Genomic DNA, 19,725 nt, shown 5'->3' on the forward strand with positions numbered 1-19,725 from the left:
TATTATGATAGTTGAAGGTGGAGAATCAATCATGAATGCACCCGCAAGAAAAACAGGATTACTCCTCATAATCACCGGCGCGATATTTTGGGGAATCGGCGGCACAGTGGCAAAAAAACTGTTTCAACAAGGAATTGATGTAAACTGGCTGGTAACAACCCGATTACTTCTATCCGGTTTTTTGCTGTTAATAATTCAATATGCTGGAAAGGACCGTTCACAAATTTTGGGCGTTTGGAAAAACAAAAAGACAGCCCTTTCCTTGCTTGTCTTTGGGCTGCTCGGTATGTTGGCGGTTCAATATACATACATGGCTTCCATCCAATATGGAAATGCGGCGGTCGCCACTCTGCTGCAATACTTGGCACCGGTCATGATTATTATTTTTTTACTTCTTCGTAAACAAACAATTTTCACAAGAAAAGATATGGTTACCGTTTCGCTGGCGTTGGTTGGGTGCTTTTTCTTATTAACCAATGGCTCGATCTCGCAACTTTCCGTGCCGCTACCAGCCATCGTCTGGGGTATTTTATCCGGAGTATCGCTGGCCTTTTATACGTTATATGCTGTCCCCTTGCTGAAGCAATATGATTCACTCGTGATCGTGGGCTGGGCCATGATTATCGGCGGCTTTGCATTAAGTTTCATCCATCCGCCCTGGCAAATGGAGATAGACTCCTTCACTTTTGAAACCTTTTTAAATTTGGTTTTCGTGATTATCTTCGGAACGATGATTGCCTTTTGGTTTTACATTGAAAGTCTTCAAAGCCTTACTCCCAAGGAATCCAGTCTGCTGGGGAGCATTGAACCGCTGGCGGCTGTTCTCACAACGGTCTTTTGGCTAAAAGAACCCTTTGGATTTTTCCAATGGATGGGCACGGCTTGTATTATCGGCATGATTTTCCTGTTGGCAGTGGGTAAACATTCCTCTACAAAGGTAGATCAGAACGAAAAGCCCATTAGAGTCAGTTAACTGATTTAATGGGTTATTTATTTGTTTGAAGTGCAACTTATTAGTTGCACCTCAAATAAATATGTGCTACCTTATGGTTGCACGAAACATTATCCTCTAGGAGGGCTCAAAATGGCAAACGACCGAATTGAACGAAATATTTTCATAAATGCCTCGATTCAAACCGTCTGGGAAATTGTTAACGAACCTGCATGGTGGGTTGGTGACGCACCAGGTCCCGACAAGGTGCATGTAGATGGATCACGTGTGGTGGCTGATACCAAGTACGGGAAGTTTCCAGTAATCATAGAACAAGTGGATCCGCCAAATTATCTCGCCTGCCGATGGGCAAGTTCATTTCCAGGCAAAGAACCTCGGGAAGGAAATTCAACCTTAGTTGAGTTCATGTTGACGGAAAAGGATAGCGGAACCATGCTAAGTGTCATTGAAAGTGGCTTTTCCAGCCTTAACGTGGCTCAGGAGGAACAGCGTAAATTCTTTGATGGAAATGTTGAAGGATGGGTATATCAGCTGGAAGTTTTGCGAAAGCGTGCGGAGCAATAAGATGCTGTCCACAGATGAGCATTTCGAAATTGTGTTGAATGCCATGGCAGATCCAACCCGCAGGGAACTGCTTAACCTCATTGCGGAAAGGGGCCAGGCCACCGCCACAATATTGTCGTCTATAGTAACCGTCTCCCGACAAGCGGTAGTCAAACACTTAAACGTTCTTAATAAAGCCGGACTTGTAGCCGGTGACCGCATTGGTAGGGAAATGCGTTATAGCGTATGCCCGAGTCAACTATCCGATACGGCAGAGTGGATGGCAAATCTAGCCGCAAATTGGGATAACAAACTCCATTGGGTTAAGCGAGTAGCAGAAGCAAAGGACAACAAAAAAAATCTATAAGTAACCGTCGCTTGATTTGATTTCACAAAAAAAGACCCTTTTTGGGTCTTCTTTACATTGCTTTTCAATTTTCTTATTTCTTCACGTTCACTTCCCCAAAGGTTTTCTTTTTAAAGCTCTTTTCCTATCCAAAAACTGACTAAATTGTTCTTTGGTTACTTCTGATCCCATAGCTTCCACTACAAGCTGCTGCCATTCAAGATCAGATAAATCCCTTTCCATCATGGCTCTTGATAAATCAATAATCTTGTTGTCCATAACTCCACCCCTAACCCGATTACAAATATACGGAATGTTACCCTTTACTTATCGACTTCTAAACTTAATGTTTTTATATGATAAATGTTGTGTTTTTAGCTATTTATGCTCTTTCTAATTGATCTAATAAAATCAAACAAGCGGCCATTTTCCTACTTAAAACTCATATACGCGAAATAGTCAATTGAAAAAAAAGATATAATTCTGTAAAATAGACAAAGTTTGGTTCTTTAGGTATATAAAACATTTATGTAAATTGTATCCTTTTTACAGTTTTATATGAATACATAAAAGGTAGTATTTCATATACACGAACATCTTGGAGGGGACCTGCATTGATCATTGAGACAGAAAAATATTACATTCCTAATAAACGACGAGTTATATTATTACCAATCGCGTGGCGAGAGGAATTTAATATCGATGTAGAAGATCATGTGTTAATTGGATTAAATGAGAACGAAATTATTATTAGTCCTGATTCAGTCTTGGAAACAGAGTTTACTAAGCCTGCAAAGGTGTATAAAAAAGGTGAATTAGCCATTCCTAAATCTATAGATGAACAGCTGGAACAAAAACCGCATCAGTTATTGGTAGATCCTGTGAATAAATGTTTTTACTTATCCCCTGTCAACTAGGCATCTTATTATGCCTTCTCAAAAAAAATAAGCCACCCCTGAGGAGGCAGACATCATTAAAGCGTTTGATACATAAAAATCAATTTATCTAATTCCTGGCTTTTTTCAACTAACTCATTGCTTGAATAAACTTCACTTTTTTTAGCAATCAAGTATAGCGATTGACGTACGGTTTTTATTTCTTTTTTCAAGTCTTCTTTAGTCAATTTCTTCTACTCTCCCATAAACGTTAAGATTTAAGGATAATATAATCGTACTGTTAAAAATTACAAATATCAACTATTATTTCCTAGAAGTGAAAAAGCTTCTCGTAATGAGAAGCATAAATTTCTCTGTTCTCCTCGAAAGGAGTCAATATGTGCCGACATTTACTCACAATTTGTAGATATTTCTCGGGAAATAGGTAATATGCCTAGAACCCTTACTTTCCGAATAGAGAAAAAAGCTTCCCCCATTTTCCTTTACGCTGTTGCAGCGCTTCTTCCAACCGTTGATTAAAATCGGTTTGGGAATTCCATTCTCTTTTTTGTTCGTCCCTCATTGATTGTATCTCTTGTTTTAATTGTTCAGTTTTTTGTTTTTCCTGCTGCAGCAATGATTCATAATGATTCGTTTGCTGTTCGGTTAATTTTTGGATTTTAGCGTTCGTTTTTTGTGCTGCATTTCCAATAGTGGAACTGATAATATGGTGGTCCTGCTGGAGTCGGGAAATGGTTGTTTTGAGCTGGGACATATCGTTGGTCAGTTGAACATTCATTTCACGGGTGGCTGCGAGTTCCTTGAAAACAATCATTAAGGCTTCTTTTAGTTGATTGGGATCGTGGGGTAATGTTTCATATGTATCACTTATTGCAAGTTCAGTTTGATTGGATTCTTTTAATCTTTCTTTCTGCAACTCCACAAGCGCTTTGGCTGTATCGTCCAGAGAGTTGGGCGTATCGCGCAGCGCTACAAGCGCTTCGATATCAGATTGAACAAAGATTCGGCGTTCGCCGTCCTTTAGAAACTCGTATCCGTTCCTCTCCAGGACTTGTCCATACTTTCGCACAGTGGGAGTCGCTATCCCCACAGTTTCCGCGACTTCCTTGGAGGAGAAAGCACGTTCATTCGGTTGTATATCGCGTCGCATATCGGGCCTCCTTTTCTATTTGAAATGTCGGTTATTATGTAAGTTTGCTTATCGCCTGATATATCGCCCAGCGATACGCAAAACTGAAGCACTTTTTTAAAAAGACATCTACCTATTCAATTATATCATTTCGTTAAATAAAATGTTTTTTTGACGAGTAATTATATCGCCTGGCGATACAAATACAACTAAGTAAAAGAAAAAGCCTATCTTCGTGATAGGCTTTCAAAAGATATTGGATTAATAGATCCATTTAGTAACCGACTCGGCACTCTGCCTGATCTTAGCACGATTAGGTTCTTGGGCACGGTAGCCAAATGCCGCCATGACTGATACACCAAATGCACCATCTTCCAGCAAGCCTTCGTTCTCAAGAATTTTGGTCACCTTTTCTAGATTAAACCCTTCTATCGGACAAGAATCGATGCCAATTTGAGCAGCAGATGTCATCATATTTCCAAGGGCAATGTAGGTTTGTTTACTCGCCCAGTCAAATAGCGCCCGCTCACTTTCAAACAAATTTAAATCATTTTCCTGAAAACTTCTATATGCCCCATTCATTTGTGCAAGGGTCTCTTCTGGTATTTCCTTCACATCTCTAAGCAGTTGCTGGACATACGCTGAATCATACCGTGCGTTTTTTCGTGCTAGAAGAATGACGAAGTGACTTGCAGTTGGCAGCTGTCCTTGCGCTCCAAAACTGACCGCTCTGATTTTCTCACGGAGCTCTTGATTTTGAACCACCAGGAACTTCCACGGCTCATAACCTACTGAACTTGGAGATAGTCTGCCTGTTTCTAAAATAAATTGAAAATCTTCCTCTGAAATTTTCTTCGTTGGATCAAACGCTTTGGTGGCATGTCGGAATTGAAATGCCTCTATGATTTCTTTCTTTTTTTCCTGTACAGCGATCATATCGATCCACCCTTTCCATTCAATAATTCCCTCTATAAGTGACAATATTAATTCATAAATACACTCCAAACAAGTACGCACATTTTTGTGTTATAGAACCCTTTTTTATACCTACTTCTCCACCAAAAAATCCCCGCACGGTTGGCAGGGAGTTTATGCTTGCGTTTATTTATTTGTACTTTCTTCAGCAGTCTGGTGCTTGTTCTTTTTAGAAACACTTCTGACTTCATCCTTATAACGCTCTCCCCAATCACGTAAAGCAAAGATAATTGGATTTAAGGTTAATCCGAACTCCGTCAGTGAATACTCCACTTTTGGCGGAATCTGTTCATAAAATTCCCGATGGACGACGCCATGGTTCTCCAGTTCACGAAGCTGAAGCGTGAGCATCCGCGTTGTAATCTTGGGAACCAGCCGGCGCAGTTCGTTAAAGCGTTTCGGTCCTGAGGTTAAATAATAGAGAATAACCCCTTTCCATCGTCCTCCGATGATTTCCAATGTATTGGTTACAGGACAACCGGCATTGGTCGAGTAGTCCCTATTGTTATCTTCCATTCTTTCATCACCGCACTTATTATAGTAGTAATAGTTATTCATCCTATCGTATCACAAAAGAAACTTCAGTCACCATCGGGAGAAAATCCCCTCCACACTTTCCTTCGTCTGTAGCAATTTATGTTAAAATTAATGCTGATTCGAACGCAAGGTGGACAGCCCTGTCTGCCTTCCAATTGAAAATCAGGGCAGCTTAGGAGTGTTTTTTATTTATGAACAAAAAAGATATTGCTCAGATTCGGAAACAATTTAAAAAAGATAATCATTCTCTCAAGATCTCCAACATTTTTAATGTTTATATTATGAAGGAAACAAGTGAAATTTATCATCATCAGAATCAGCCGTTTGAAATGCTGGATCCGGACCAGCAAGAGCTGTTTTTAATTAACTTCAAGAAATTACTCGGCGGCAACCTTGATGAGAAGCTCTTTGAACTAAAATTTCAGCGGAATGCCGAAAACAGCAGTCAGCTCATCTTGCATCAAGGCTTGCTCAGCAGTGAGGTGGAAGACTGGAAAGAGCGCATGCTGCAAATCGTAGGCAAAATGCTGTTAAACCGGCAATATGAGAAAGATATTGTTATTACGTTTATTCGCGGAGAATACTTCAAACCAAGCAAACGCCGTGGGGCTGATGCGGAGGAGAGTGCAAACGATACAGTTTACTCCCATCCCTTTATTCTTTGCAGTATCAATAACACTCAGGAACCAAAAAAAGAACTGCTTTTTGACTATGTAGAAAAAGAGTTCAAGTACAACTTCGTGCTGGATCCCGTTATCAATCTCAACGCACCAATGGGTGGATTCCTATTCCCTTGCTTTACCGACAATGCAGCAGATGTGAACCATATTCTGTATTCGTCAGGGAAAGTACATGAACCAGATTATTCTTTCATAGAGGACGTATTAAACGGGGAAGAAACGATGACGGCAAAGGATGACAAAGCCGTTTTTGAAGAAATCATCAAACATGTAACCAGTGATCAATTGAATACCTCCACCCTCTCCAATGTGTACGAGGAAATTCACCGGATGATTGAAGAAAATGAAGAAGAAGAACAGCCAAAATTGGACACGAAGGATGTGGAGCGGGTTCTCACAATGAGCGGCCTGGAAGACGTTAGCTCGGAAAAAGTAGAATCAGCCTTTAAAAACATAATTGATGATCAAAACTATGAAATTAAAGCAAGCAACGTTGTTCCGAAGTATAATTCAAAATCCATTAAAATTAATACAAAAGTCGCCAACATTTCAATTAGCCCGCAGGATCTAAGGTACGTCAAACAAGTCGAGCTCAGCGGCAAACGTTATCTCATGATCGAAGTAGAAGAGGATACCGTCGTCGAAGGCTTTACAATGATTCCAGAGGCTTTTGCTGAAAAAGTGGAAGATTAACAGAAAAAAGCTTCTCCTTCTTCATTGGGAGAAGCTTTTTTGATAGATACTTATACCTTTTGATCAATCGGCAGCGGGGCACGTGGAGAAACAAGATTTTGGTCCCTTAACTCGTCCCAAAAGTCAGAAGGAATGTCTTCCTTGGATGCAGCTACATCCTCCTTGATATGTTCCGGTCGGGTAGAGCCGGGAATAACAGCGGCTACTGCAGGATGTGCCATTGAAAATTGCAGGGCAGCCGCTTTTACGCTTACCCCATGCTTTTCGGCGATCTGTTTGATTCGGTTGGCTTTTGAAGCGATTTCTTCAGGAATATCTCCATAATCGAAATGACTTCCTCCAACCAATACGCCTGAGTTAAACGGTGCTCCAACAACAATTTTCATATCTTTCTCGAGAGCCCGTGGCATGAGCTTAAGCAATGCGTGATCATGGTTTAAAAGCGTATAATGAGTCGCTTGCAGGCTGATATCCGGATGAGCTTCTTCCAGCTCCATGGCCAGTTCGATCGGTTCCGTCCGGTTGACTCCCAGCCCCCACTTCTTAATGACTCCTTCTTCACGAAGCCGGGACAGTACACGAAATGCCCCTTTTCGCGCAATATCAAACTGTGTGACCCAATCATCACCGTGATAGTCGGGTGAAACATCATGCACATACACAAAGTCCAGGCGATCCGTCTTTAATCGTTCAAGACTTTGCTCGACCGATCTCTTAATGGCATCTTCACTGTAATCGGTCGTCACTTTATTTTTACGGCCATATTGAAACATGCCCTCTTTTTCCTCTGTTTCATCTTCAATCACCCTGCCCACCTTCGTTGACAGGAAATAGTCATCACGATTATGTTGGGATAAAAACTCTCCCACGCGCAATTCTGCTAATCCGGCTCCATATAACGGGGCGGTATCAAAATAACGGATTCCCAAGTCCCATGCCGTTTCCAGCGTTTGTCTCGCTTCGTCCTCCGGAACGTCCCTGAACATATTTCCAAGCGGAGCTGTACCAATTCCAAGTTTCCCCTTGATTAAGCTCATCAATATTGCCTCCTATTCAACGATTCGTCTTTTTTTCGGCACTGTTATCTCATTTCCTTTTCTTTCTGCACTTAAAACACAAAAAGCCGCCCAATTAAGTGGCAGCTTTCATTACTTTAGTTCCTGATTAGAATGTTCTTTAATTGTTTTGCAAAATTTCCTCGCTATAAAAAGCTGGGCGTTCCTGAAGACGAATTGGTTCTTTTTCTCCTGTTTGCTGGGCTTTCACACAGGCATCAGAGGTTACCGCCGCAATATAACCATCCCATGACGTTGGTCCCTGAGGCTCACCAGACTTGGCGATGGAATCGATAAAGTCCTGGATCTCCACATTGTAAGCATCCATAAAGCGGTATTTCCAATCATTTAATATGTTGGTGCTTAGCCGCTCACTTTTTCGCATGACCACACTTGGAAACTCCGGTAGTTTTGCAATTCCGTCTTCACCCACAACTTCGCACTGGATGTCATAGCCGTATTTACAATTCACAAACACTTCGACATTCATGACGATTCCATTATTTGTTTCAATAGTAAATAATTGCGGGTCCCGCAGCTTTTCATGTGCATTTTTGGTTTTACGCGGAAATGTTACTTGAACCGTTTTATAATCATCATTTACCAACCAGTGAAGCACATCGATTTCGTGAATCAATGTATCTTGTACAGCCGTTTCTGTAACGTAATTTTCACCTGCTGCCTGATTGCGATGTGCTGCGTGAATCATTAATGGCTCACCGATTTCATTATTTTCAATGACTTGTTTCAATTGAATATATCCGCTATCATACCGGCGCATGAAGCCCACTTGAACGAGTTTTTTTCCTTGTTTCATTTCTGCTTTCACAATCCGCATACAGCCTGCAGCAGTCGTAGCCAGCGGTTTTTCGCAAAACACATATTTACCAGCCTCTACAGCTGCTACCACAGTTGCTTCATGGGCAGGACCCCAACTGGTAACAAGCACAGCATCCACATTCTCATCCGCAATCAGTGCCTGATCATCAGGATAGATGACAGCATCCAGTTGATAAGTTTCTACCGTTTGTTTAGCAGATTCTTGATTCACATCAGTTACCGCAACAATCTTTCCACCGGATAGTCTATTGGTAATTCGATTAATGTGCTCTCTGCCAATAGCCCCTGTTCCTACTACACCAAATCTTAAGCTCACGTGAAATCTACCTCCCTTTTGTAGGTTTAATCCTATTGTAAGAATAGTAAAAATTTAATATGTAGACTTTTTTACGGCTCAATTAATAACATATTTAAAGGAAGCAACTCTTTATCTATATACTTACGGGCTTTTAACGCATATTCCAACGGATGTGCGATTGAGGGATCCTGCTCTGCTTCAATAACAATCCATCCCGAATAATCGGATTCAAGCAGCTTGTTATATACTTTTGTAAAATCAATGCAACCATCACCTGGCACGGTAAACATTCCTGCTAAAAAGGATTGTAAGAATGACCTTCCAACTTGATGGCATTGATCTCTAACCGTTTGCCGGACATCTTTAAAATGAACATGTTTAATACGATCCATATGTTTATTCAACAGCGACATATAATCTCTGTCAGATACGTAGATATGGCCTGTATCATAAAGCAAATGCACATAATTGGAATCCGTGTTTTCCATTAACCTATTCACTTCAGCTAGGGTTTGGACACCGGTCCCCATATGATGGTGAAACACCAGTTTCAAATCATATTGCTCTGCAATTTTACCCAGTTCATTGAGCCCCTGACATAAATGATTCCATTCTTTATCTGTAAAGCTGGGTTTCTCAGTAAAAACATTTTTCCCTGTACCCTGGATGCTGTATGTTTGCTCGGATACAATCGCAACAGTTGCATGAACTTCCTTTAGATATTCACAATGTTTATGGAAAGCCTGTGACACTTCCTCCACCCCATCACGAACGATATAACTGCTGAACCACTGCCCAGCGATTCTTAGATTACGAAGCTGAAGTTCCTTGTTCAACACGTGAGCTTCCGGGAAAAAACCGCCCACTTCGGTTCCCTCAAAACCCGCCACTACGATATCGCTAAGCAAATGAGACAATGTGTTTTCTGCGCCGATTTCAGGAATGTCGTCATTCCGCCAGCCAATAGGAGCGATTCCCCATGAGATACTTTGGTTTCCCATAGCAATGCCTTCTTTCTGCTTAGAATCTGTTTTTATTTCGATTGAACAAAGTAAGTAATTTATACTTTCTGGTCTGACTTAAATTCCCTGATCTTGGTCTTTACCGTTTCTTTCACGGCTTCTTTCCCCGGTGTAAGGATGGCCTTGGCATCATAGAGTTCTTTATCATTATCAAGCACCTGACGAACGGCCTTTGTCCATGCTTGGAGACATTCTGTGTTCACATTGATTTTGGCGTGGCCCAAATCAATGGCTTTATGGATTTGATGCAATGGGATGCCTGAACCGCCATGCAAGACAAGCGGAACATTGGTCAGCTCTGATATCTCAAGCATTTCGTCAAATCCCAGTTTTGGCTCTCCCTGGTAAGGGCCGTGAACAGAACCAAGTGCCGCTGCCAGCGCATCAACGCCTGTTTCCTGAACCAGCCTTAAGCATTCCTGCGGATCGGCATAGTTGATGCCGCCGATCAGTCCATCCTCATTGCCGCCCACAGTACCGACTTCCGCTTCCACGGAAACGCCATACTTGCGGGCATAATCGGCAACCTGCTTCGTCATCTCGATGTTTTCCTCGATCGAAAAATGCGAACCATCGATCATCACAGATGTGTATCCAGCATCAATAGCTTCCTTACACCGTTCCACACTTTTTCCATGGTCCAGATGCAGCGCAACCGGTACAGAGATGTTCTTTTCCTCTACGATTCTATTAATCATGGTGGCTATGGTTTTGAATCCACCCAAATAATCGACGAGTCTGTCGGACGAGGCTACGATAATAGGAGATTGTTCTTCTTCCGCCGCTTCGAGCATCGCTTCCGCCCATTGAAAGCTGTTGATGTTGAATTGTCCCACTGCGTAGTGTTCTTTTTTCGCTGTCTCCAGCATTTCTTTCATAGGAACCAATCGTGTTGTTGTAATCATCTTATTCCACCCCTTTCATCTGATTTCTTCGAAGCTATTGAAGTTAGTGGCTGCTCGCTTTCCTCGGGGCGTGCGGTGAGCCTGTGACCGGCGTAAACGCCTACCTGGTCTCACCTGTCCCGCATTTCCTGCAGGACAAGGAACACTTCGGCAGCGAGACATCGCACGAAGAAAATGTGAAGTTCATTTTCGAGGAGTCTCGCATCTTACACTACAACCAACTTTTCGATGAAGAATCCGAAACTTAATTATTAATACTGCTTAGCAAGCTCCAATTTCTGCTTTCGGGCGTCAAAGGCTTTCTGGATGCTGTCTTTGTGAGAGACTTCGGCTACGCCGACATTCCACCAGCTTTCGTAGCCGTCGGTCATGGTTTTTGGCAATACTTTGATATCAATGAGTGTTGATACTTCTTGAAGCTTTGCATCTTCCAACGCAGCCTTCAGGCCATCTACTGTGTTCACACTGTATGTCTTCGCACCGTAACCCTCGGCTACTTTTGCATAATCAATGTTTAAAATCTCATTATTATGTGTTCTGAATTCAGTGTAGAAACTGTTGCTTCCGTTTTCCATTTGCAGGTTATTAATGCAACCCCATCCGGAGTTATCAAACAGGACAATGTTCACCTTTTGGTTGTATTGAATGGCGGTAATGAATTCAGAGTGCATCAACAGAAAGCTTCCGTCACCCACAAGGGAATAGACTTCCTGATTTGGAGTGGCCAGTTTAGCTCCGAGTGCTCCGGATACTTCATATCCCATGCAGGAGTAGCCGTACTCTACGTTATACGTATTTTCTACAGTCGGATTCCAAATCCGCTGTACATCTCCGGGAAGTGATCCAGCTGACGTGATGATAACACTATCTGGTGCGACCGTATCATTTACAGCCAATAATGCTGTTGTTTGAGCAAGCTCGGTATTCAGAGCATCCGCATATTCGTTGAATACGTTCTGAGTAAAGTTGTTTTTCACTTCCGGCTCGAAGTTTTCACGGGTGAAGGTGACTTCGCTCAGCCGTTTTCGCTCGGTCAGCCATTCCTCTTTCAGCTCGGCGATTTCCCTGCCAAACTGGGTCTCATAGCCTTCCAATAAAGGTGCCAATTGCTCAAGGGTCAATTTTGCATCGGCTACAACCTGGAAAGCATCCAGCTTATACGCCTGCAGGCGGCTGACGTTGATGTTCAAAAACTTGCTCTTTTCAAAATCGAATGCCGTTTTTGAAGATGTGGCGAAATCGGTATATCTTGTACCGATCCCGATAATCAAATCGGATTCGCGCGCGGCTTTATTGGCCGCGAGTGTACCTGTAATTCCCATTCCGCCGAGATTATTTCTAAAGTCTGACTCCACCGTTGCCTTACCTGCTTGCGTTTCTACGAGCGGGATATTGTGTTTTTCCGAAAGCTCGACCAGAATATTTTTTGCTTGTGAATATTTAGCTCCCCCGCCCACTAGAATAACAGGCTTTTTGCTGTTTTTGATCAACCGTGCTGCTCCTTGGAGCTCACGATCCACCGGTGCCTTGCGATCCACATAGTGAACGCGCTTTTCAAAGAATTTCTCGTCATAATCATACGCTTCGCCTTCCACATCCTGCGCAATACAAATCGTTGCAGGACCGGATTTCCCAGGATCGGTCATGACTTCAAAGGCACGAAGCAGGCTGGACATTAGCTGTTCCGGCCGGGTAATACGGTCCCAATATCTTGAAACCGGCTTTAAGGCATCGTTCGTGGTCACTGCCGCACTGTATTCCTGTTCCACCTGCTGCAATACCGGATCCGGCTGACGGGTCGCAAACGTATCGGCCGGCAAAAGCAACACAGGAATATTGTTGGCAAGCGCTGTTGCGGCAGCGGTTACCAGGTTTGCGGAACCTGGGCCAACCGAGGTTGTCACCGCATAGATTTTTTGGCGAAGCATTTGTTTGCTGTAGGCCATGGCGGCAAGAGCCATTCCCTGTTCATTTTTTCCCTGAATGACTTTCAGGTGTCCAGGATCCTGTTCAAGGGCCTGGCCGATCCCGAGCACGTTTCCATGTCCAAAAATCGCAAATACACCTTCCACGAAAGGAAATTCCTTTCCATCAATATGGATATATTGCTGGTTTAAAAATTTAATTAACGCTTGAGCGGTTGTTAATCTCACTTTCCCCATGTCCATCAAACCCCTAACGTAATTGATCTGCTGTTTCTGTTCTTTCTGCAATCAACTGTTCGATTTCAGCAACGGTTGGCATCGCTTCTGAAGAACTGTGCTTGCTCACTACAATCGCTGCCGAGGCACTGCCGTATTTTAGTGCGGTTTCAATACCCTTGCCTGAGATCAGTGCATATAAGAAGGCTGAGGCATAAGAATCGCCTGCTCCAAATGTTTTCAATACTTTCGTTAAATACGCTTGCCCTCTGAAGGTTTCACCATTTTTGGTGTAGGCATAAGATCCTTCGACTCCATGCTTGATCACAACCAGTTCCGGAGAATAATTAAACAACTGTTTAATGGTGGCTTCGTTATTGCCTTCCGTCACGTTTTCCATGACATCAAATTCATCTCGTGTACCTACAACCACATCGGACTGTTGGGCTACCAGCGTATAGTAAACGGATGTTTCTTCAAGGGATTGCCATGTATAACCGCGATAGTCCAGTTCAAAAATAACCTTCACATGATTTTTTCTCGCTAATTGAACCGCTTTCAAAACGGCTTCACGAGAAGGGCTTTTCGAAATGGCGGTCCCGGAAACCAAGAGCACTTTTGCCTTTTTAATATAGTCTTCGGATACCTCTGATGGCTCCAGGTAAAGGTCCGCTACATCATCACGATACATAAGAATGCTGCATTCTTCCGGACTCTTAATCTCTGTAAAAGCCAGCCCTGTTTTATGGCCTTCCTCATCCACCACCATGTTGGAGGTGTCAACGCCAAGACTGCGCATATATTGATCAATAAAACGGCCATGCTGATCGTCCGCAAGCTTGCCGATAAATCCGGCCTTTAGTCCAAGCTTGGAAGATCCGATCGCAATGTTTGCCGGTGATCCCCCAACGTACTTCTTGAATGTCATCGTTTCTTCCATTGGCCGGTTGTACTCCACTGCGTTCAAATCGATGCAGGCACGGCCAATCGCAATAAGATCAAATTCCCGATCCGGATTAAATTGAATATTCATCTCTGACACAGCTCCTCTTATTTACGGTTTAAAATCCACTCATGTGCTGGTTCGTTATGGAACTTCCACGAACGGGATGGCCCTGCCATCACATTTAAGTAATACGATTCATAACCATCGGGCACCCCAACTGGATGGTAGCCGGCCGGTACAACGACAACATCACCATTCTCTGCAGCCATCGTTTCATCAATGGAGCGATCATCGGTATAAACACGCTGGAATACAAATCCTTGTCTTGGATTCATTTCATGGTAGTAGGTCTCTTCCAAAAAGGATTCATGAGGCAAATTGTCCTGATCATGTTTATGCGGAGGATAACTCGACCAGTTTCCGCTTTCCGTATAGACTTCTACAACCAAAAGGCTGTTTGCGGATGGGTCGGAATCGGGCAGAATATTATGCACCAGACGTTTATTGCTGTATTTTCCACGATTTTCTATACTGTTGTCCTCTGCCTTAATGAGCTTTGTCGGCAAGGACTGGCTGGAAGGCGAGTAGCAAAGAACGATGCGGGCCTGCGTTACAGCCGTTACTTCAAATGTACGGTCATTGGATACATAGACGCTGTCGGTCGGTTTCTTTTCAAAGACACTTTCTCTCGTACCCAGATTTTCAAAAACCTGCTCGGAATCAGAAACATTTATTTTTCCTGTTAAGGCAACAATGCAGCATTCAGTGTTGCTCAAGTTTTCCTTATAGGAACATCCAGGAGCAAGGTCTACGACTTTCACACCAACATATTCCAATTGAGAGGTTTCACTGTTGACTTCCTGAACGACAGTAACTCCTTCTGATATCTCTTTTTGCTGTGGTTTCCGAAGCAATTGACTCACTTTGCCATCTCCTCCTGTCTATGTAAAACCATTATCCTGATGCAGGGGACATCAGGATAATAGCTGTTATCTAATGGTTGGATCTCATTCAAATGATGGTGCTTTATAATTGGCAGTCACTACTTTTTTGCGTGTGTAAAACTCAACGCTGTCTTTTCCATTGGCAGGAAGTGTTCCGTAGAAGGAAGACTTCCATCCTGAGAATGGGAAGAATGCCATTGGAGCTGGCACGCCCAGGTTAATTCCAAGCATACCTGCGTCGATATTTTCACGGAAGTAACGGATTGCTGAAGCATTGGATGTGTAGAGACAGGCACCGTTGGCAAACTCGGATTGGTTGGCCGTTTCCACTGCTTCCTTCAAGTTCTTCACACGGACAATGGACAATACCGGAGCAAAAATTTCATCTTTCCAGATGGACATATCCGTTGTTACATCATCAAAAATCGTTGGCCCAACAAAATATCCTTCTTCAGGCGCATTATTGCGGCCATCGCATACGAGCTTTGCACCCTCTTCAACACCTTTTTGGATATAGCCTAATGTACGCTGTTGATTTTGTTCACGTATCACTGGTCCAAGGAATACTTCTTCATCCAGGCCGTGGCCGATTTTAACGGTTTTTGCTTTTTCAACCAATTTATCGAGGAAGGCATCCGCAATTCCTTCTTCTACCGTTACGACTGAACACGCCATGCAGCGCTCACCGGCAGAGCCAAAAGCGGAAGCAAACACGTTGGATGCCGCAAGCTCAAGATCTGCATCATTTAATACAACAGAGTGGTTCTTCGCACCGGTTAGAGCTTGAACACGCTTAAGCTTTTCGCTTCCGCGCTTGTAGACATACTCGCCGACAGGCTGGGAGCCTACGAAAGAAATGGCCTTTACTTCAGGATGATCCAGCAAACCATTTACCACATCATGCGCACCGTGGACGATGTTGAACACGCCCTTTGGAAGCCCTGCTTCTTCAAACAACTCTGCTAAACGATTAGCAAGCAGTGGAGTTCTTTCAGACGGCTTTAGTACAAAAGTGTTACCTACAGCAATCGCCATTGGGAACATCCAGCATGGCACCATCATCGGGAAGTTAAAAGGTGTAATTCCTCCAACAACCCCAATTGGATAACGATAATTGGTGATTTCCACATCGACTGCAATCGTTGCAAGTGAATCACCCATCATGAGTGTCGGAGCTCCAGCGGCAAACTCTACGTTCTCAATTCCTCGTCCTACTTCACCGAGTGCTTCGGTCAGGTTCTTACCATTTTCAATGGTGATGATTCGAGCCAGCTCATCTTTATTTTTTTGAAGCAGTTGTTGGAAGTTAAATAGAATGCGTGCACGCTTTTGCACCGGAACTGCTTTCCAGCTTTGAAAAGCTTCGGCTGCCACTTCGATTGCGTGATCAACCTCTTCTTTCGTAGAAATAGGAACCCGGGCAATTACTTCCTTTTTAGCAGGATCGTATACACCCTCGTATTGAGTGGCTTTGCTTTCCACCCACTCTCCGTTTATGTAGTTTTTCAACTTTTTTACCTGTGTTAATGCTTCAGCCATGCTTTTTCCTCCTCTGGAAGTAACGACTTCACTTTTTGTTATCTATTGGTTATATTTTGGTTATATTTGTTTTCATGGTAATAGTAAAAATGCTTTCAGTCAATCGTTTTATTACCGGTTTTTTGATAATTCAGACGAATCCAAGCCGTCTACTGCCTAACTAAAATAAAAAACCCTTCCGCTCAATGAGAGAAAAGGCTTATGAGGATAAGCTTCAACAGAAATGGCTTCTAATCTGCAATTAAAAACTGGATGCCATTCTGCTTCGCGTATTCCTGGTAATGATCTTCTGGCAATCTGTCTGTTACGATATAATCAACCTCATCTAAACCACAGTACGTCATTAAACCGTATTTATCGAATTTGTTGTGGTCCACCAATAAGTAGACCTCTGAGCTGCGGTTGACGACGGTTTTTTTTAGTTCACTTTCATCGGGCGATGCATTGGTTACTCCATTTACCAGCGAGATTCCGGTGGAAGCCATAAATGCTTTCTTAATGTTGTAATCCCTTAATAACTCCATGTTTCGTGGATTAACAAATGAATTCGTCTTTCGATCCACCATTCCACCGATCGAGATCACGTTTAAGTTCTCATACGGAATTGCACGAACGATAAAATCAATGCTATTCGTGAAAATAGTTAAGCTTTTTTCCTTTAAAAAATTAAGCATTTCAATCGTTGTCGTTCCAGAATCCAGAAAGATAAAGTCACCATCCTCAATAAAACGGGAAGCTTTTTCAGAGATTAACACCTTTTCCTGCAGGTTCCGAACTTGCCGGTCTTGGAATGACTCCAGTTTTTTATGAATGGCAGAAACCCCGCCATACACTTTTTTTAGCTTGCCATTATCAACCAGTTCCTGAACATCACGCCTAATGGTATTTTTCGACACATCAAATACGGTGACCAATTCGTCCAAAGAAGCCGATTCATGTTCCATAACGTATTCTTTAATTTTTTTTATTCGTTTATCTTTAATCATGTCAGTCCACCTTAAATTCCCACTATACTTTATGGCTTACAAAAGATCATATCATTTTAAATCCATATTACCAATAGTTAACCATGACTTCACTATTTTTTTCTAAAAATAACAAAAATGCCGCCAAATCTAATTTTGGCGGCATTCATCTGTACAATCATTAACAATGGGGAAAGGCGAATGGGAGGACAAGACGGTTATGAATCAAATCACCATATTCCTGTTGCAAGTTATGTAAAAAAAGAGCATTTCTTCCCTTTCATTTTTTATCTATTACAGCCACCAGTACGTACAGTTGACAACAATCGTTTGGGACCAATCAAAGGAGGGGTGTTCCCTGATTGGTCTTACTACTAATCTATGAAAAAATCTATCAATGGTGTGGGATTATTGAGTCCAAAATTTAAAGCCGCCATACAATTTTGGCGGCTTTCAATCATTTTACATTCTATGCCGATCTGGCATCCTCCAGCTGCCGGCTTGGGGAGTTCCACATCTCCAGCCATTTTTTAATCGCTGCCACCATAATGATAACTCCAAGGATCAGCATGATCACAGAAAGTACAGCATTCAGCATATTGTAGCCCGGGTTATCCGGGTTAAGGTAAACATTTTTGACCATCCAGTAACCGGCATAATTGACGGTAACAAAGAGATAGGCCAACGGAACAAGGCACGTGAGCATGTATCGTCTCTTGTCGGCTACTTTCAAAATAACGGTTCCTCCAATAATCAAACCAATGGAGGCCATCATCTGGTTGGATACCCCGAAGAGTGCCCAGATCGAGCCAATATCTCCGGAGTACAGAAGATAGCCCCACATGAAGCAGGCAAGAGCACTGGCGATAATGGAACCCGGAAGCCAGTCTGTCTTCTTCAGCGGCTTATAAAATTCACCAAAGAAATCCTGGATCAAGTAGCGGGAGACACGTGTTCCTGCATCAATTGCTGTTAAGATGAATACCGCTTCAAACATAACCACGAACTGAAAGAAATAAGCGGACAGCTTGGCAAACCAGGGAATTCCGGTAAAAATATAGGTCATCCCGACCGCAAGCGTTACCGCTCCGCCTGTTCTGCCTTCCAGATCCAAACCGATTTCACGGCTGAGTTCTGGCAAATTCACAACATCCATTCCTAATGTTTTAAATACTTCAGGCGTGGAGTTGATCGCAAAATAGTCCGCCGGGTGAAGCGCAGTTGCTGCGATCAAGGCCATGATGGCCACCAGGCATTCCACAAGCATTCCGCCAAAGCCAACGACCTTAATATCCGACCATTTATCAAGCATCTTAGGTGTCGTACCTGAGCCGACAAACGCGTGAAAACCAGAGATCGCTCCGCAAGCAATCGTAATCGAGATAAACGGCCACACCGGACCCGCTAAAATCGGACCACCGCCATCAATGAACTTTGTAAAAGCCGGAAACTCAATCGATGGATTAATAATAAAGACACCGATAATCAAGGCAATGAATACACCAATTTTCATAAAACTGCTCAAGTAATCCCGTGGTGCAAGCAGCAGCCATACCGGCAGTGCTGCCGCAAAGAAAGCATAGATCGGCAAAATGATCGCCAAAACTTTCGTATCAAGTGTCAGCCAATCGCCCAGGGCGGTCTCTTGGATTTGAGGGCCCATAAAGACACCGGCCATCAGTAAAATAAATCCGATCGTTGACGTGACTTTCAAGTTGCCGGTTTTCTTATAAACAATCCCTACTCCCATCGCGATGGGAATGGTGATGCCGACAGCAAACGTGCCCCATGGGTTGTTTTCAAGCGCATGAAGAACCACCATGGACAGTCCTGCCATTGTGATTGTAATGATAAAGAGCATCGCAAGGCCTGTACAAAAACCAGCTACAGGACCAAGTTCATCTTTGGCCACTTCCGAAAGCGATTTCCCTTTTTTGCGCATGGAAGCAAACAATACTACCACATCATGGACAGCTCCGCCCAGTACCGCACCAATCAATAGCCAAAGCAACCCTGGAAGGTAGCCGAATTGTGCCGCCAGAATAGGGCCAACCAGTGGTCCGGCAGCTGCAATCGCTGCAAAGTGATGTCCGAACGTTACCCATTTATTGGTTGGAACATAATCCTTACCATCATTTAATTCGTGTGCCGGGGTAGGCGTAGCATCATTTAATTTCATGACCTTTGCAGCCATGAACGTTCCATATAACCGATATGCAATCATTAATATACAAATGGATCCGATAACAATTGAAACCGCATTCATTTTTTTCTCCCCCTCTGCCTCGTTTCATTTATGTATCCTTCATCTTACTAAAT

21 protein-coding genes are annotated in these 19,725 nt (G+C 43.0%); 6 read left to right on the forward strand and 15 right to left on the reverse strand.

The window, feature by feature from the left end; all coding sequences use genetic code 11:
- Positions 1 to 31: 31 nt before the first annotated feature.
- The 3 genes from DMO16_RS14370 (at position 32) to DMO16_RS14380 (ending at position 1,862) form a co-directional block, all read left to right on the forward strand.
- Complete coding sequence (locus DMO16_RS14370; RefSeq protein ID WP_129478270.1) at positions 32 to 973, forward strand: EamA family transporter; 942 nt, start codon at positions 32 to 34, stop codon at positions 971 to 973.
- Positions 974 to 1,084: 111 nt separating this feature from the next.
- Complete coding sequence (locus DMO16_RS14375) at positions 1,085 to 1,516, forward strand: SRPBCC domain-containing protein (RefSeq protein WP_129478272.1); 432 nt, start codon at positions 1,085 to 1,087, stop codon at positions 1,514 to 1,516.
- 1 nt (position 1,517) lies between these two features.
- Positions 1,518 to 1,862, forward strand: coding sequence for an ArsR/SmtB family transcription factor (locus tag DMO16_RS14380; RefSeq protein WP_061975542.1), 345 nt, complete (start codon positions 1,518 to 1,520; stop codon positions 1,860 to 1,862).
- An 87-nt stretch (positions 1,863 to 1,949) separates the two neighbouring features.
- Here the strand turns inward: DMO16_RS14380 and DMO16_RS14385 are convergent, their stop codons facing one another.
- Positions 1,950 to 2,120, reverse strand: a complete 171-nt coding sequence (locus DMO16_RS14385; RefSeq protein ID WP_240482462.1) for an anti-repressor SinI family protein — start codon at positions 2,118 to 2,120, stop codon at positions 1,950 to 1,952.
- Between the two features lie 335 nt (positions 2,121 to 2,455).
- Here DMO16_RS14385 and DMO16_RS14390 point away from each other — a divergent pair, with 335 nt between their 5' ends.
- A complete protein-coding gene (locus DMO16_RS14390; protein WP_129478274.1) occupies positions 2,456 to 2,758 on the forward strand; it encodes a hypothetical protein in 303 nt (100 codons plus the stop codon).
- A 56-nt stretch (positions 2,759 to 2,814) separates the two neighbouring features.
- Here DMO16_RS14390 and DMO16_RS14395 read toward each other — a convergent pair whose 3' ends face one another.
- The 4 genes from DMO16_RS14395 to DMO16_RS14410 all read right to left on the reverse strand — a co-directional run bounded on the left by DMO16_RS14395 (position 2,815) and on the right by DMO16_RS14410 (position 5,357).
- On the reverse strand, positions 2,815 to 2,964 hold the full coding sequence (locus DMO16_RS14395) for an aspartyl-phosphate phosphatase Spo0E family protein (protein ID WP_082635927.1): 150 nt from the start codon (positions 2,962 to 2,964) through the stop codon (positions 2,815 to 2,817).
- 215 nt (positions 2,965 to 3,179) lie between these two features.
- A complete protein-coding gene (locus DMO16_RS14400) occupies positions 3,180 to 3,887 on the reverse strand; it encodes a hypothetical protein (protein WP_129478276.1) in 708 nt (235 codons plus the stop codon).
- A 240-nt stretch (positions 3,888 to 4,127) separates the two neighbouring features.
- Positions 4,128 to 4,802 (reverse strand): NAD(P)H-dependent oxidoreductase, encoded by a 675-nt coding sequence (locus DMO16_RS14405; protein ID WP_129478279.1) that lies wholly within the window; start codon positions 4,800 to 4,802, stop codon positions 4,128 to 4,130.
- Between the two features lie 165 nt (positions 4,803 to 4,967).
- Positions 4,968 to 5,357, reverse strand: a complete 390-nt coding sequence (locus DMO16_RS14410) for a winged helix-turn-helix transcriptional regulator (protein ID WP_129478281.1) — start codon at positions 5,355 to 5,357, stop codon at positions 4,968 to 4,970.
- A gap of 212 nt (positions 5,358 to 5,569) precedes the next feature.
- On the opposite strand from DMO16_RS14410, the gene DMO16_RS14415 reads away from it, so the two are divergent.
- Positions 5,570 to 6,751, forward strand: coding sequence for a DUF4317 domain-containing protein (locus tag DMO16_RS14415; RefSeq protein ID WP_129478283.1), 1,182 nt, complete (start codon positions 5,570 to 5,572; stop codon positions 6,749 to 6,751).
- A 50-nt stretch (positions 6,752 to 6,801) separates the two neighbouring features.
- Here the strand turns inward: DMO16_RS14415 and DMO16_RS14420 are convergent, their stop codons facing one another.
- From DMO16_RS14420 to DMO16_RS14460, 9 genes are all read right to left on the reverse strand, one after another.
- Positions 6,802 to 7,791 carry an aldo/keto reductase gene (locus DMO16_RS14420; RefSeq protein WP_129478285.1) on the reverse strand — a complete coding sequence of 330 codons (990 nt, stop codon included), beginning with the start codon at positions 7,789 to 7,791 and terminating at the stop codon, positions 6,802 to 6,804.
- Between the two features lie 136 nt (positions 7,792 to 7,927).
- On the reverse strand, positions 7,928 to 8,962 hold the full coding sequence (locus tag DMO16_RS14425; RefSeq protein ID WP_129478287.1) for a Gfo/Idh/MocA family protein: 1,035 nt from the start codon (positions 8,960 to 8,962) through the stop codon (positions 7,928 to 7,930).
- A 71-nt stretch (positions 8,963 to 9,033) separates the two neighbouring features.
- Positions 9,034 to 9,945, reverse strand: coding sequence for a myo-inosose-2 dehydratase (iolE, locus tag DMO16_RS14430; RefSeq protein ID WP_129478289.1), 912 nt, complete (start codon positions 9,943 to 9,945; stop codon positions 9,034 to 9,036).
- Positions 9,946 to 10,004: 59 nt separating this feature from the next.
- Positions 10,005 to 10,871, reverse strand: a complete 867-nt coding sequence (fba, locus tag DMO16_RS14435) for a class II fructose-1,6-bisphosphate aldolase (RefSeq protein ID WP_129478291.1) — start codon at positions 10,869 to 10,871, stop codon at positions 10,005 to 10,007.
- A 251-nt stretch (positions 10,872 to 11,122) separates the two neighbouring features.
- Positions 11,123 to 13,033: a 3D-(3,5/4)-trihydroxycyclohexane-1,2-dione acylhydrolase (decyclizing) gene (iolD, locus tag DMO16_RS14440; protein WP_129478293.1), complete on the reverse strand. Its 1,911-nt coding sequence runs from the start codon at positions 13,031 to 13,033 to the stop codon at positions 11,123 to 11,125.
- A 13-nt stretch (positions 13,034 to 13,046) separates the two neighbouring features.
- Entirely contained in the window at positions 13,047 to 14,045 is a 999-nt protein-coding gene (iolC, locus tag DMO16_RS14445; protein WP_129478295.1) for a 5-dehydro-2-deoxygluconokinase, read from the reverse strand.
- A 17-nt stretch (positions 14,046 to 14,062) separates the two neighbouring features.
- Positions 14,063 to 14,881 carry a 5-deoxy-glucuronate isomerase gene (gene iolB, locus DMO16_RS14450; RefSeq protein WP_129478297.1) on the reverse strand — a complete coding sequence of 273 codons (819 nt, stop codon included), beginning with the start codon at positions 14,879 to 14,881 and terminating at the stop codon, positions 14,063 to 14,065.
- A gap of 84 nt (positions 14,882 to 14,965) precedes the next feature.
- Positions 14,966 to 16,441: a CoA-acylating methylmalonate-semialdehyde dehydrogenase gene (locus tag DMO16_RS14455; protein ID WP_129478300.1), complete on the reverse strand. Its 1,476-nt coding sequence runs from the start codon at positions 16,439 to 16,441 to the stop codon at positions 14,966 to 14,968.
- 230 nt (positions 16,442 to 16,671) lie between these two features.
- Positions 16,672 to 17,427 carry a DeoR/GlpR family DNA-binding transcription regulator gene (locus DMO16_RS14460; RefSeq protein WP_129478302.1) on the reverse strand — a complete coding sequence of 252 codons (756 nt, stop codon included), beginning with the start codon at positions 17,425 to 17,427 and terminating at the stop codon, positions 16,672 to 16,674.
- A gap of 180 nt (positions 17,428 to 17,607) precedes the next feature.
- Between DMO16_RS14460 and DMO16_RS24360 the strand changes: the two genes are divergently transcribed.
- Positions 17,608 to 17,784, forward strand: coding sequence for a hypothetical protein (locus tag DMO16_RS24360; RefSeq protein WP_164988932.1), 177 nt, complete (start codon positions 17,608 to 17,610; stop codon positions 17,782 to 17,784).
- 91 nt (positions 17,785 to 17,875) lie between these two features.
- Here DMO16_RS24360 and cstA read toward each other — a convergent pair whose 3' ends face one another.
- On the reverse strand, positions 17,876 to 19,672 hold the full coding sequence (gene cstA / locus DMO16_RS14465) for a carbon starvation protein CstA (protein ID WP_129478304.1): 1,797 nt from the start codon (positions 19,670 to 19,672) through the stop codon (positions 17,876 to 17,878).
- Positions 19,673 to 19,725 lie beyond the last annotated feature (53 nt).

Source organism: Fictibacillus sp. S7 (assembly GCF_004127935.1).
Taxonomy (GTDB): domain Bacteria; phylum Bacillota; class Bacilli; order Bacillales; family Fictibacillaceae; genus Fictibacillus_C; species Fictibacillus_C enclensis.

What these genes read in the sequence shown, in the direction of transcription:
- iolC (WP_129478295.1), bottom strand. Translation starts at nt 14,045, where the DNA reads ATGAATATTCAATTTAATCCGGATCGGGAATTTGATCTTATTGCGATT.
- iolE (WP_129478289.1), bottom strand. Translation starts at nt 9,945, where the DNA reads ATGGGAAACCAAAGTATCTCATGGGGAATCGCTCCTATTGGCTGGCGG.
- DMO16_RS14380 (WP_061975542.1), top strand. Translation starts at nt 1,518, where the DNA reads ATGCTGTCCACAGATGAGCATTTCGAAATTGTGTTGAATGCCATGGCA.
- DMO16_RS14375 (WP_129478272.1), top strand. Translation starts at nt 1,085, where the DNA reads ATGGCAAACGACCGAATTGAACGAAATATTTTCATAAATGCCTCGATT.
- DMO16_RS14415 (WP_129478283.1), top strand. Translation starts at nt 5,570, where the DNA reads ATGAACAAAAAAGATATTGCTCAGATTCGGAAACAATTTAAAAAAGAT.
- DMO16_RS24360 (WP_164988932.1), top strand. Translation starts at nt 17,608, where the DNA reads ATGGGAGGACAAGACGGTTATGAATCAAATCACCATATTCCTGTTGCA.
- cstA (WP_129478304.1), bottom strand. Translation starts at nt 19,672, where the DNA reads ATGAATGCGGTTTCAATTGTTATCGGATCCATTTGTATATTAATGATT.
- iolD (WP_129478293.1), bottom strand. Translation starts at nt 13,033, where the DNA reads ATGGGGAAAGTGAGATTAACAACCGCTCAAGCGTTAATTAAATTTTTA.
- fba (WP_129478291.1), bottom strand. Translation starts at nt 10,871, where the DNA reads ATGATTACAACAACACGATTGGTTCCTATGAAAGAAATGCTGGAGACA.
- DMO16_RS14460 (WP_129478302.1), bottom strand. Translation starts at nt 17,427, where the DNA reads ATGATTAAAGATAAACGAATAAAAAAAATTAAAGAATACGTTATGGAA.
- DMO16_RS14405 (WP_129478279.1), bottom strand. Translation starts at nt 4,802, where the DNA reads ATGATCGCTGTACAGGAAAAAAAGAAAGAAATCATAGAGGCATTTCAA.
- DMO16_RS14410 (WP_129478281.1), bottom strand. Translation starts at nt 5,357, where the DNA reads ATGGAAGATAACAATAGGGACTACTCGACCAATGCCGGTTGTCCTGTA.
- DMO16_RS14400 (WP_129478276.1), bottom strand. Translation starts at nt 3,887, where the DNA reads ATGCGACGCGATATACAACCGAATGAACGTGCTTTCTCCTCCAAGGAA.
- DMO16_RS14370 (WP_129478270.1), top strand. Translation starts at nt 32, where the DNA reads ATGAATGCACCCGCAAGAAAAACAGGATTACTCCTCATAATCACCGGC.
- DMO16_RS14455 (WP_129478300.1), bottom strand. Translation starts at nt 16,441, where the DNA reads ATGGCTGAAGCATTAACACAGGTAAAAAAGTTGAAAAACTACATAAAC.
- DMO16_RS14385 (WP_240482462.1), bottom strand. Translation starts at nt 2,120, where the DNA reads ATGGACAACAAGATTATTGATTTATCAAGAGCCATGATGGAAAGGGAT.